Raw genomic sequence first — 12,442 nt, 5'->3', positions numbered from 1 at the left:
TCCCCTACTTCAGGCCGCGCGAGCCGGGCTTCACCGCCGGCAGCTTCGCCAGCTCCGGCGGCAATTCGTCGTCGCGATAGGCCGGCACCTTAAAGCCGCACAGCGCGAACATCGGCACGCCAAGCTGCACCTCGCCATCCGAGCGATCGACGATGCAGGATGCCGCCACCGTCACGCCGCCATGCTCGGCGATGCAGTCGATGCATTCACGGCTGGATTTGCCGGTGGTGACTACGTCCTCAGCCATCAGCACGCGGGCGCCGGGGGCGATTTCGAAGCCGCGCCGCAGCGCGAACTTGCCATCCACGCGCTCGGTGAAGATCGCCGGCACGCCAAGCTGACGGGCCAGTTCATAGCCCACCACCACGCCGCCCATGGCCGGCGAGCAGACGATATCCACCGGCTTCGGCCCCAGCTTGGCGCGGATTTTGTCGGCCAGCGCGCGGCACATCGCCTCGGCCCGGGCCGGATGCGACAGCACCTTGGCCGACTGCATGTAGACCGGGCTGTGCAGGCCGGAGGTGAGCAGGAAATGCCCCTCCAGCAAGGCGCCGGATTCGCGGTAATGCTGCAAAACTTCGTCACGCGTCATGGTCTAGGGTCCCTTGAACTAACCGGGCGCAGCCTAAGCGCAGGCGCCCCCGGGTTCAAGACGGGACAACCGATTCAAAGCTAGGCCGGGGCTTTTACCCCCTGGCGCGCTCGACACTACTGATATTCGGGGTGGCCCGCAGCGCGGCGATGATGTTCGAGAGGTGTTTCACGTCGCGCACTTCGACATCGACATACATCTCGAACAATTCCTGGGTCCGGTTGGTGATCTTCAGGTTGGTGATATTGCCCTTGTGCTTGGCGATCACCGTGCTAAGCGCCGAGAGCGAACCCGGCTCGTTGGCCACCAGCAGGATGACGCGGCCCAAATGCACCTGGCCGCTCTTGTCGCCGTCGCCCGGGGCGTCCCAGGCGAGATCGAGCCAGCGTTCCGGCTGGTCGGAGAACTGGCCCAGCGCCTCGCAGTCGATGGTGTGGATGGTGACGCCCTTGCCGGTGGTGACGATGCCGACGATACGGTCTCCCGGCAACGGATGGCAGCAGCCGGCAATATGCATCGCCATGCCGGGGATCAGCCCGCGGATCGGGATGCCGTTATGCTTCGCCTCCGGCGCCTTGTGCTGCTGGCGCGGCAGCGGCGGCAGCTTGTCGGCCTCGCGGTCGTTTTCCTTCTCGCCGGGATAGACGATATGCAGCACCTGGCGTGCAGTGATCGAGCCATCGCCAACGCCGACATATACGTCGTCGACACCGCGCAGCTTCAGCACCTTCACCGCTGCTTCCAGACCCTTATCGGTGAGCTGCTGCTCGCGCTCATGGAAGGTCTTCTTCAGGATTGCCTTGCCGAGCTCGACATACTGGCCGCGCTGCTGCTGGCGGATGAAACGGTTGATGCACGACTTGGCACGACCCGACTTGACGAAGTTGAGCCAGTTCGGATGCGGCGCCGGCACCTTGGAGCGCAGGATTTCCACCTGGTCGCCATTGCGCAGCACGGTGCGCAGCGGCACCACGCGGCCGTTCACCTTGGCGCCCACCGCCGTATCGCCGACCCCGGAATGCACCGCATAGGCAAAATCAACCACCGTGGCATCGCGCGGCAGGGCAATCAGGTCGCCCTTCGGCGTGAAGCAGAACACCTGATCCTGGAACATGTTGAGCTTGGTATGCTCGAGGAATTCTTCCGGATCGGATGCCTGCTCCAGGATTTCAAGCAATTCGCGCAGCCAGCGATATTGCTTCGCCTCGGCATCCGGCGCGGTGCCGCCGCCATTGCCATCCTGCTTGTATTGCCAATGCGCCGCGACACCGAGTTCGGACACTTCATGCATGTCCTGGGTGCGGATCTGGATTTCGATGCGCTTGTTCTCAGGCCCGATCACCGTGGTATGCAGCGAACGATAGCCGTTCTGCTTCGGCGTCGAGAGATAATCCTTGAAGCGGCCGGGCACCGAGGGCCAGGTGCCGTGAATGATGCCCAGTGCCTGATAGCAGGCGGTGATATCGCGCACCACGATGCGGAAGGCCATGATATCGGAAAGCTGCTCGAACGGGATGTTCTTGCGCTGCATCTTCTCCCAGATCGAGAATGGGCGCTTCTCGCGGCCCGAGACCCAGGCATCCAGCCCCTGTTCCGCCAGGGTGCGCTTGATCTTGTCGGAAATGCGCTGGGTCAGGCTGCCGCCTTCGCTGCGCAACTGTTCCAGGCGCGTGATGATCGAGGCACGCGCATCGGTATTGAGTTCGGCGAAGGCCAGGTCTTCCAGTTCCTCCTTCAGTTCCTGCATGCCGATGCGGTCGGCAAGCGGAACGTAGATCTCCATCGTCTCCTTGGCGATGCGTTTGCGCTTTTCCGGCGTCTTGATGTAATGCAGCGTGCGCATGTTGTGCAGCCGGTCAGCCAGCTTCACCAGCAGCACACGGATGTCGTTCGACATCGCCAGCAGCAGCTTGCGGAAATTCTCCGCCTGCCGCGTGCGGTCGGATTGCTGCTCGATACGCGACAGCTTGGTGACGCCGTCGACCAGGCGCAGCACATCGCCGCCGAAATTCTTCTCGATCTCGACCGGCGTCGCCACGGTGTCTTCCAGCGTGTCATGCAGCAGGCCGGTGGCAATGGTCTTGTCGTCGAGTTTCATGCCGGCGAGGATGCCGGCCACTTCCACGGGATGGGAGAAATACGGGTCGCCGGAGGCGCGCATCTGGGCGCCATGCGCCTTCATGGAAAACACGTAGGCGCGGTTCAACAGGTCCTCGTTGGCGCCGGGATCGTACGCCAGAACCTTCTCCACCAATTCAACCTGCCGCAGAATCCGAGCGCGCGCCATGCCGTCCCGCCCTCCTTCAACGGGAAACGGTTTCACAACACCCTGAATTTTGGGCGAAAATTAGTCCAGGGCAAGACCCTGGAATGATTCCAGAGCATGATGACACCATATTGATGCCCTACGTTTCGTCTGGAGGCGGTAGCCACTAGGAGAGGCGCGCGGCAGGTACCTGGTGGGTACCTGCAAGCGCTTCGACGACGTGGATGCCGCCTTCAGACGAAACCCTCCGGGCCGGGCGAATTTGGCCTTCGGGGGCGTCGTGCGGCTTGCCCGTAGTCCCACTACGCACTGCGCCGCACTCCTACCCGAAGACCAAATTCACCTCGGCGTAGTGCGTCAATATGGTGTCATCATGCTCTCGGTCGAAAGGACGAGGATTACTCCTCGACGGCATCCCCAAGGTCGGGCTCGTCGGCGCCGTCTTCCTCGATGCCCATGCCCTCGGCCAGGTCGTCTGCCTGCTGAACACCGGACCACTCGGCCGATTCCATCAGGGCGGCCATGTTGTCCTCTTCCGGCTCATCGACCTCGACATGCTTCTGCATGCCGCCGATCATGCGCTGGCGCAGGGTTTCGATATCCACGGTTTCATCAGCGATTTCGCGCAGGGCCACCACCGGGTTCTTGTCGTTGTCGCGGTCCACGGTCAGCGGCGCGCCAGCCGACACGGCACGGGCACGCTGGGCGGCGAGCATCACCAGCTCGAAGCGGTTCGGAACCTTGATGACGCAATCTTCAACGGTAACGCGGGCCATGGCGGCTCATCCTTAGTGACCATCCGGGGAATTGCGCTTCCTAGCGCCTTCCCTGGCAGCATGCAAGGGCTATTCAGCGCCCCTCCTCCAACCTATTGATTTCAATAGGCTCTGCCGCGGCGATAAGGGCCGGCAAGGCAGCCCCGCTGACCGGGTGGCGCCAGTCTGGGGCAACTTCCTGCAGCGGCAGCAGCACGAACAGCCGGCGGCTCATGCGCGGATGCGGCAGCACCGCCCGCCCCGGCCCCTCCATTGGCTGCACCAGGCCGCGGTAATCAAGTATGTCGAGATCCAGCGGCCGCGCATCCCAACGGCCGGCACGGCGACGGCCAAACGCCGCCTCGATCTCATGCAACCGCCGCAGCAAGGCATCGGCATCGAGCGCCGTGCGCAGCGCTACCACTGCGTTTAGGTAATCGGGCTGTTTCGTTTCGCCCGTGCGGGGTGGCGGCCAGGCTGGAGAACGCCACAAGCTGGAGCGCGCGACAACATGAGAATCGCCTGCACTCAAGTCATTCATGCCCGCGATGATTGTGGCGCGAATATCCGCCTGACCCTCAGCGGGCAGATTTGCGCCAAGTGCTATGAAAACTAGATCATTCGAGGGATTTTCCGGCATGGAAGCCTTGTGTAGTCTATCTGATGATTTAATTAGCCCATTATATCTATTTCGATAAACCGTCTTTCTTCTCTGCAGTAGGAGTGATGCTAATGATGAAATTTTATCCGCAGGAGCGCGTGGCGCTCTTTATTGATGGCGCCAACCTCTATTCTGCCGCCCGCAGCCTCGGTTTCGAGATCGATTACCGTCGCCTGCTCGAGCATTTCCGCAAGGAAGCGCATCTGATGCGCGCCTTCTACTACACCGCGCTGGTGGAAGACGCCGATTACTCGCCGCTGCGCCCGCTGATCGACTGGCTCGACTATAACGGCTACACCATGGTGACCAAGCCGGCGAAGGAATATACCGACGCCACCGGCCGCCGCCGCTTCAAGAGCAACATGGATATCGAACTGGCCATCGACATGATGGACCTGACGCCGCATCTCGATCATGCCGTGCTGTTCTCCGGCGATGGCGATTTCCGCCGTCTGGTGGAAGCCGTGCAGCGCCGCGGCGTCCGTGTCTCGGTGGTTGCCACCACCAAGAGCCAGCCGCCGATGGTGGCCGATGAACTGCGCCGCCAGGCCGACACCTTCGTTGAACTGCAGGACCTGATGCCGAAGATCATGCGCGAGGGCGGTGGGCGCGACCAGGTACATGCCCAGCGCACCGCCGGCCTCAATGCCACGCTCCGCGTCGGCAATACCACGCCGGCCGGCGCCTATGACGATGACGATGAGATCGACACCGCGAATCCGCGCGGCTACGGCCGCTAAGCAGCAAGATTGAGCGCCGTGACCCTAGAGGCCGCGCCGGTCCCTGGCCGCGATTGCGGCCTCTGCCCAAGGCTGGCGCAGTTCCGCACCGACAACCGCGCCGCCTACCCGGCTTTCTTCAATGCACCGGTACCGGCCTGGGGCGATCCTGAGCCGCAATTGCTGGTGGTCGGCCTGGCGCCGGGCCTGAAAGGCGCCAACCGCACCGGACGGCCCTTCACCGGCGACTATGCCGGCGACCTGCTCTACAGCACGCTGAAAAAATACGGCTTCTCGGAAGGCGAATTCCGCGCCGACCCGAATGACGGCCTGGTACTGCGCCGCGCCCGCATCTCGAATGCCGTGAAATGCGTGCCGCCGGAAAACAAGCCGACCCCGGCGGAAACCAAGATCTGCCGCAGCCATTTCCTGGCGCCGGAAATCGCCGCCATGAGCAAGCTGCGCGCCATCCTGGCGCTGGGCCAGATCGCCCATGTGGCGGTGCTGGATACGCTGAAGATGAAGCGGGCGGCGGCGCCCTTCGGGCATAACACCGCCTACCTGATGCCCAATGGCGCGACGCTGTTCTCCAGCTACCATTGCTCACGTTACAATACCAATACAGGCCGCCTCACCGAGGCCATGTTCCATGCGGTTTTCGACCGCATCGCCGCCCACCTCGGCTAGCCCTCAGCGCCGTTCGCGCTTATTCTAGCGCGGTCGAGAATCCGCCCAGCGGACCGGGGGTGCCATGCTGATCAATTGCGTTGCCTACCAGAACGGCCACAAGCTCGCCGAACCCGGAATCGGCGAAATCAGCGACTATGTCAGCCGCAAGGACGCCTTCGTCTGGGTGGCGCTGAAGGATGCCGATATCGCCGAACTGAAAACGATGCAGGAAGAATTCGGCCTGCATGAACTGGCGGTGGAAGACGCACAGCACGGCCACCAGCGGCCCAAGGTGGAGGAATACGGCGACTCGCTGTTCGCCGTGATCCAGCTTGTCGAGATCGTCGACGGTGAATTGCAGGTCGGTGAAGTCGATATCTTCGTCGGCAAAAACTATGTGCTGTCGGTGCGCAACCGCAGCCAGCAGAATTTCCTCGGCGTGCGCGCCCGCGCCGAACGCGAGCAGCATCTGCTCAAACTCGGCTCCGGCTTCGTCTTCTATGCCCTGATCGACGCCGTGGTGGACCGCTACTTCCCTATCGTCGATGCGCTGGAAACTGAACTCGAGGAGATCGAGGAGCAGATTTTCAGCCAGGGTTCGGCGCGCTCCAATATCGAGCGGCTCTATGCGCTCAAGCGCAAGGTGCAGGTGCTGAAGCATGCCGTTGCGCCGCTGATGGATGCCGTTGGCAAACTCACCGGCGGCGGTCGCGTGCCGTTGGCCTGTACCGACATGCAGGTCTATTTCCGCGACGTTTATGATCACCTGATCCGCATCAACCAGCTCACCGATGTCATCCGCGAGACCATCAACACCGCGATGCAGGTGAACCTGTCCATGGTCACCATCGAGGAAGGCGAAGTGAACAAGCGGCTGGCCGCCTGGGCCGGCATCTTCGCCGTCGCCACCGCCTTCGCCGGCATCTGGGGCATGAATTTCGAAGTCATGCCCGAACTGAAGTGGGAATACGGCTACCCGACAGCCTTGCTGGTAATCGCCGGCGCCGCCGGCTTCCTCTACTGGCGCTTCCGCAAGTCCGGCTGGCTCTAAAGCAGCTTCAGGAACCGCTCCAAGGATGCAATCTCGGCCTTGAGGTCGGCACGACGCTCGGCGGCTTCCTCATCCTCGCCCCAAAGCTGCGCCTGGTGCAGTTCGTCCAGGAAGGCGGCCTCATAGGCGGCCTCGGCATCGAGATGCGCTTCCAGCAGGGCAAGGCCGATCACCGCCGAGCCGCAAACCGTGGTGGCGGTATGCAATGCCGTCAGCCGCAGCGGATCGAGGCCAGCGCACAGCCGGCGCAGGCGCTCGGCCAGTTCCGGCGGCTGCGCCACCGCCACGATGCCCTTGGTGGTGTGCATGGTGAGGTCGTAGCGGCGCTGGAACCAGTCCAGCAAGGGCTGCCAGACCTCGTCCTGGCGTGCCGCCAGTTCCACCTGCATGTCAGCGCGGTAGCACAGCAGGTCCGAGCCGCTATAGCGCACGATATCGGCGGTGGCAGGCGCCGCATCGACGGCCGTGCGGTCGATCGCCGTGGCCGCCAGCTTCATCAGCGGCATGGTCTGCGGCTGGATGCTCTCGCCCTGTGCCGCCCATTCCTCAGCAATAGCCTCGGCCAGCGCCAGGTTGGGCAGCGTCATGTCCAGCTTCGCCGGCGTTTTCAGCACACGGCCATCCAGCAGCACCACGGCACCATCCTCGCGCTGTTCGGCGGTGGCGGTCTTATAGAAACGCTTCATGCGACCCTTAGCGGCGGAACAGGTTGTTGAGGCTGCGGCCGAGATTCTCGACCGGATTGTTGTTCTGCGCCGGCGCCTGTTGCTGCTGCGCCCCCTGCTGTCCTTGGCCCTGCTGAGCCGGACGCGCCGTGCCGCCCGGCACCGGCTTGCCTTCCGCCAATGCCACTGCCTTGGCGCAGGCCTGCTGGCCGGTCTCGCTGCTGCCGCTGCTCATCAGCGGCGAGAGGATCGCCGCCGGACCGAGCAGGGCCGCGCCAGCCAAAGCGCCGACCACGCCCTTGGCGGTCGCCACCGGATCGGGATAGCCGCTGGGATTAGCCAGCGTGCCGCCGATCTTGATCGGCACCGCCAGGCTGGCCAGCGCCGCCTCGCGCGAAGACGGCACGATCTTGAGATCAAGCTGCTCGGTGCCGAGGTTGATCGCGCCTTCGCCGGCAATGGTGATGCGGCCGGTTTCGACAAAGAGCGGTTTCGGCGTTGCCACGCCGCCCTTGATTTCCAGCGCCGTCACAACGCATTCCAGCTTGGTCTTGGCGGTGGCCTGACCGATACGGCCAAGCGTGCGCAGGATATCGGCGCCGAGGAAATCGAGATACTGGTCGCGCAACTCGCCCTCGCCCACCTTGATCAGCACCTTGCCGTTCAGGCCGGCCATCAGCGCACGCACGCTGCCGCCCTGGCTGGTGAGGTCAGCGGTCAGATCGGTGCGGGCGTCGCGGCTGATGATGTCGGTGATCTTCTCACTTTTGAGATAGTCGCTCAGACCGAAATTCTTGCCATCCAGCTTCACCGTCAGCGCCTTGCTCTTGCCGTTCAGGCCAAGCTCGCCGCCGATGCTGCCACCGGAAACGCCAAGCCCGAAGGGCTTCACATTCAGCACGCCATCCTTGAGCGTCAGCGCGACAGTCACATTCTGCGCCGCGAGCATCGGGGCGCGGAACTTATCGGCCTTGAAGCGCAGATCGGCGTCGGCTGCATTGAGGCCATCGAGCGGCAGCGGTTCATCGCTGAACACCCGGTCGCTCTGCTTCGGCGCCGCCTTGCCGCCAGCCCCACCGGCACCGCCGGCCGTGCCGCCCTTGCCATCGCCGAGCAGCGGCATCAGGTCGAGCGACTTCGAGGCCAGGTCGAATTTCACCGCCGGCTTCGCCCCCACGAGCGCAATCTCGCCATTGCCGGCCAGATCGCTGCCGGCGATATCGGCGCTGATATTGCTCAAGGCATAGCGCTTCGGCCCGGTATCCTTCACCTGCGCCTTCAGCTTCACCGGCACCGCCTGCGCCACTTCGGCGCCGAACTTGGCGGCGAAGGCCTTGGCATTCGGCGTGGCGAAATCGATCTCCAGCGCCAGGCCCTTCTGCTGCATCAATTGCCGTACGCTGCCGGTCACGGAAACACGACCGATATCGTCGCTGCCCAGGCCGGCCTTGAGGTCGAATACACCCGGCTCGCCGGCATCGTCGCGCAACGTCCCTGCCGCGCTCAGCGGGCCGAAGCTCGGTGCGGTCTGCTTCGCCAGCGCCGCCAGCTTGGCGATATCCGGCGCCTCGGCGGTGAATTTCAGCGCATAGCCCTTGCCACCGACGGGATCCTTCACGCTGCCATCCACCGTGGCCTTGAGGCCGGCATTTGGAATCGCGAGGTTCAGCTTCACCGGCCAGGGCTTGGTCGGTGCCATCATCTCGGCGAGCGTGCCGAAAGTGCCGTCGGCAGTGATGTCGTTGCCGTCCACCTTGGCGGCGAGCTTGGCGGCGAGCATGCCGGCCGAATTCGATTTCAGCGAGAGTTCACTCAGCAGCACGTCATTCGACGCCCCGGCCTGGGCATCGCGGTAGGTCAGCTTGATATTCTTCAGCAGCAGATCGGAAATCGTCGGCATGGTCAGGGTCACGCCATCGGCTTCGGCCTGCACCGGTGCCTGAGTCTGGGCGGCCTGCTTCGCCGGTTCGCCGAATTCCCAGTTGGCGCGGCCCTGGCGGTCCTTCTCCAGCAGCAGGTCAACATCGGCCAGCACCAGGCGGTCGATCTTGAGCTGCCGGCCAAGCAGCGCGAAGAGGTCCAGTTCGGCGGAGAATTCACCGACAGTGAGCATGTTGGGCCGCGAGGCCCAGGAAGGATTAGCCAGCGTCACGCCCTTCACCGTCACCGCCGGCTTCGGGAAAATCGCCAGTTTCAGGTCGCTGGCCACATCCACCTTGCGACCCACGGCGCTCTGCGCCTGCGCCAGAATCTGCGGCTTGAAGCGGTTGACGTCGATGCTCAAGGCCACGGCGACGAGGCCACCAATCAGCAGCACCAGGGCAAGAACGATCCATTTCACGTAACGCATGGCGGCCTCCTAATTAATCAGCGGTCGCGTCCCATCAATTGCTGCACCAGCGGCGGCAACTCGGCAAAACGGCGAATCACCGTCTGGGCGCCAGCCTGCATCAGTTCGGCTGGATCATGATACCCCCAGGCGACGCCGATGGCACGCGCTCCGGCATTGCGTGCCATATGCATATCGAAAGTCGTGTCGCCGATGACAAGGGTGGAACCCGCCGACGCACCGGTTTCACGCATGGCGCGAAATACCATGTCGGGATCCGGTTTGCCGCGCGCGATATCCGCCGTCTGCAAGGTGATGAAGCGATTCGTCAGGCCGTGCATCGCCAGCGTTGCATCCAGGCCGCGCCGCGCCTTGCCGGTGGCGATGCCGAGCAGGCAGCCATCTGCTTCAAGCTTGTCCAGCACCTCGCGCAAGCCGGGGAACAAGGGCTCCTCATGATCGGGCTGGTGGCGCATCGAAAAAGCCGCCTCGCGATAGGCCGCCACCACCTGATCGGCATTGGCGGCGCCAGCTTCAAGCAACCGGCGTACCGAGATATCCAGCGGCAACCCGACCAGGCGGCGCACATCGTCTGCGGCCGGTTCCGGCAGGTTGAATGCCGCGAAGGCCTGCCGCATGGCAGCGATGATGTGGTGCTGGCTATCCACCAGCGTGCCGTCGCAATCGAACAGCACCAGGCAGGGGGGCGAAAACGCATCCGTGGCGAGAATCATTTGAAGAGAAAAGCATGCTCACCGCCGGGGCTCAATGTGGTGAGGGGATCAAATTCACCCCCCCGCACTGCAACATAAAAGCCCCCCGTCCTGGAGAACGGGGGGCCCTACTTACTGAACGCGACGCCAGACCGCGGAACGGTTAGTTCACGGCCTTCTTGGCTTCGTCCTTCTTGACCTCGGCCTTCTTCGCCTCAGCCTTCTTCACCTCGGCCTTCTTGGCTTCCGCCTTGTGCTCGGCCTTCTTGGCGTCGGTCTTGTGGGCATCGGCCTTCTTCTCAGCGGCCTTCTGCTCCACCTTAGCGGGCGCCGCCGGGGTCGGGGTCGGCTGGGTTGCCTGCACGGCGACCGGCGCGGTCACGCCAGTGGTCACCGAGGGGGCCGGGGTCTGCGCCTGGGCATAGGCGGCAGCGGTACCGAACGCAAGACCGCTGCTCACCAGCAGGGCGGTCGCAAGGGTCTTGAAACGGGTGATCATGATTGAACTTCCTCCGGGTCGTATCACGCTGGGCTGGGCGGGCTCGCCCTGGCCGGTGCGTGAGACAGGTTATCGCCGCCGAACATGGCGGCCTTGAGCCGCAATAGGGGTGACTCCGGGGTATTGTTGTGGCCGAATAGTGGCGCCGTCTGCGGGGTGCAAATCACCGGAGGGGGCGGTATCCTGCCGGGTAAACAAGGCAGCTATCCATCATGGCAAAGACAAAAGACAGTTCCAAAGACAGCAAGGGTCTCTCCGCCCTCACCCAGCTCGGTCAGGCCACCCGCCTGCCCGCTTCCCCGGAAGCGGCTGTGCTGGAAACCGTGCCCAATCCGAAGCCCGGCCGGCTCTATGCCATCCGCCTGGTGCAGCCGGAATTCACCAGCCTCTGCCCGCTCACCGGCCAGCCGGATTTCGCCCATCTGGTGATCGACTATGTACCGGCCAAGCGCATCGTGGAAAGCAAGTCGCTGAAGCTGTTCCTCGGCAGCTTCCGCAATCACGGCGCCTTCCATGAGGATTGCACGGTCTATATCGGCGAACGCCTGGCGGCGACGATGAAGCCGCGCTGGCTGCGCATCGGCGGCTACTGGTATCCGCGCGGCGGCATCCCGATCGATGTGTTCTGGCAAACCGGCAAGCCGCCTGCCGGCCTCTGGCTGCCGGACCAGGGCGTGCCGTCCTATCGCGGCCGGGGCTGAAGCTTGCGGGCGGCACTCCCCCGCGCTTTTGCCGTTTTCCTGGCCTGCCTGTGGCTGGCCGGCTGCGGCGGCATGGAGGATTCCATCCGCGACCTCAACCGCAGCCTCTATCGCGGCATCGGCGGCGCCCAGGAACGCCCCTCCGCCGCCGCCCGCAATGCCAGCGGCGCCAGCGGGCCGCTCACCGCCTGCCTCAACACCGAAAACGGCATGCTGTATTTCAGCCAGACCGGCCGCTGCGCGCCGGGCTATGTCGATATTCCGGCCAGCGACGCCGAGCGCCAACTGGCGCGGCGCGATGCCGATACCAGCGGCAGCACAACCGCCGCCCCGCAGCAGCGCCGCCTGCTGCCGTTGCGCGAAGGCCCATTGCCCACCGAACCTCAACCGGGGCAGCCAGCAACGCCGCAGGTTGCCACCTTGGGCGCCGGCATCCAGCCGCCGGAAGCCCTGCGCCAGAGCGGCCAGGCGCTGTGCTATGACGACAGCCGGCAGCAGATTTTCGGTGCCGACCAATGCCCGCCAGGCAGCCGCTGGATCGACACGCCGGAAGCCGAAGCCCTGCAGCGTGCCGCGCTTGAACAGGCCGCCTGGTGCTTTTTCAGCGGTCGCCGTGTGCTCTATCGCAGCCGCGCCTGCCGCCCCGGCGACCAGCAATTGGCGATGGCGGAAGCCGACCGGCTATGGGCCGAATTGCCCGCCGACCGCAAACCGCGCCAGCGCCCGAGTGGCGGCCAGCCGGCCCTGGCGCCGGTGCCGCAGGTGCAGGCAGCGCCGCGCGGCGGCGTCGACTCAACACCACTGCCGGCACCGCGCCGCTGA

At 64.3% G+C, this 12,442-nt stretch carries 13 protein-coding genes; 5 read left to right on the top strand and 8 right to left on the bottom strand.

The window, feature by feature from the left end; translation table 11 throughout:
* Positions 1-4: 4 nt before the first annotated feature.
* The 4 genes from pyrE to folK all read right to left on the bottom strand — a co-directional run bounded on the left by pyrE (position 5) and on the right by folK (position 4,253).
* Positions 5-592 carry an orotate phosphoribosyltransferase gene (pyrE, locus tag V6B08_RS18400; protein WP_341983628.1) on the bottom strand — a complete coding sequence of 196 codons (588 nt, stop codon included), beginning with the start codon at positions 590-592 and terminating at the stop codon, positions 5-7.
* Between the two features lie 94 nt (positions 593-686).
* The gene (locus V6B08_RS18395; protein WP_341983626.1) at positions 687-2,879 is read right to left on the bottom strand and encodes a RelA/SpoT family protein; all 2,193 of its coding nucleotides are present in this window, start codon (positions 2,877-2,879) and stop codon (positions 687-689) included.
* Positions 2,880-3,256: 377 nt separating this feature from the next.
* The gene (gene rpoZ, locus V6B08_RS18390; protein WP_430398544.1) at positions 3,257-3,634 is read right to left on the bottom strand and encodes a DNA-directed RNA polymerase subunit omega; all 378 of its coding nucleotides are present in this window, start codon (positions 3,632-3,634) and stop codon (positions 3,257-3,259) included.
* 73 nt (positions 3,635-3,707) lie between these two features.
* A complete protein-coding gene (gene folK / locus V6B08_RS18385) occupies positions 3,708-4,253 on the bottom strand; it encodes a 2-amino-4-hydroxy-6-hydroxymethyldihydropteridine diphosphokinase (RefSeq protein ID WP_341983624.1) in 546 nt (181 codons plus the stop codon).
* Positions 4,254-4,348: 95 nt separating this feature from the next.
* Here folK and V6B08_RS18380 point away from each other — a divergent pair, with 95 nt between their 5' ends.
* The 3 genes from V6B08_RS18380 to corA all read left to right on the top strand — a co-directional run bounded on the left by V6B08_RS18380 (position 4,349) and on the right by corA (position 6,713).
* A complete protein-coding gene (locus V6B08_RS18380) occupies positions 4,349-5,014 on the top strand; it encodes a LabA-like NYN domain-containing protein (RefSeq protein ID WP_341984473.1) in 666 nt (221 codons plus the stop codon).
* An 18-nt stretch (positions 5,015-5,032) separates the two neighbouring features.
* Positions 5,033-5,680: a uracil-DNA glycosylase gene (locus V6B08_RS18375; protein WP_341983622.1), complete on the top strand. Its 648-nt coding sequence runs from the start codon at positions 5,033-5,035 to the stop codon at positions 5,678-5,680.
* A 64-nt stretch (positions 5,681-5,744) separates the two neighbouring features.
* On the top strand, positions 5,745-6,713 hold the full coding sequence (gene corA, locus V6B08_RS18370) for a magnesium/cobalt transporter CorA (protein WP_341983621.1): 969 nt from the start codon (positions 5,745-5,747) through the stop codon (positions 6,711-6,713).
* Here corA and V6B08_RS18365 read toward each other — a convergent pair.
* From V6B08_RS18365 to V6B08_RS18350, 4 genes are all read right to left on the bottom strand, one after another.
* A complete protein-coding gene (locus V6B08_RS18365; protein ID WP_341983620.1) occupies positions 6,710-7,399 on the bottom strand; it encodes an ATP12 family chaperone protein in 690 nt (229 codons plus the stop codon). The genes corA and V6B08_RS18365 overlap by 4 nt on opposite strands.
* A gap of 7 nt (positions 7,400-7,406) precedes the next feature.
* On the bottom strand, positions 7,407-9,728 hold the full coding sequence (locus tag V6B08_RS18360; protein WP_341983618.1) for an AsmA family protein: 2,322 nt from the start codon (positions 9,726-9,728) through the stop codon (positions 7,407-7,409).
* A gap of 17 nt (positions 9,729-9,745) precedes the next feature.
* Positions 9,746-10,441, bottom strand: a complete 696-nt coding sequence (locus V6B08_RS18355) for an HAD-IA family hydrolase (RefSeq protein ID WP_341983617.1) — start codon at positions 10,439-10,441, stop codon at positions 9,746-9,748.
* A gap of 142 nt (positions 10,442-10,583) precedes the next feature.
* Complete coding sequence (locus tag V6B08_RS18350) at positions 10,584-10,919, bottom strand: hypothetical protein (RefSeq protein WP_341983615.1); 336 nt, start codon at positions 10,917-10,919, stop codon at positions 10,584-10,586.
* Positions 10,920-11,131: 212 nt separating this feature from the next.
* On the opposite strand from V6B08_RS18350, the gene queF reads away from it, so the two are divergent.
* Entirely contained in the window at positions 11,132-11,620 is a 489-nt protein-coding gene (queF, locus tag V6B08_RS18345) for a preQ(1) synthase (RefSeq protein WP_341983613.1), read from the top strand.
* Between the two features lie 3 nt (positions 11,621-11,623).
* The gene (locus tag V6B08_RS18340) at positions 11,624-12,442 is read left to right on the top strand and encodes a hypothetical protein (RefSeq protein ID WP_341983611.1); all 819 of its coding nucleotides are present in this window, start codon (positions 11,624-11,626) and stop codon (positions 12,440-12,442) included.

It is taken from the genome of Ferrovibrio sp. MS7 (assembly GCF_038404985.1).
GTDB lineage: Bacteria > Pseudomonadota > Alphaproteobacteria > Ferrovibrionales > Ferrovibrionaceae > Ferrovibrio > Ferrovibrio plantarum.
This window is presented reverse-complemented; position numbering and strand designations above follow the sequence as displayed.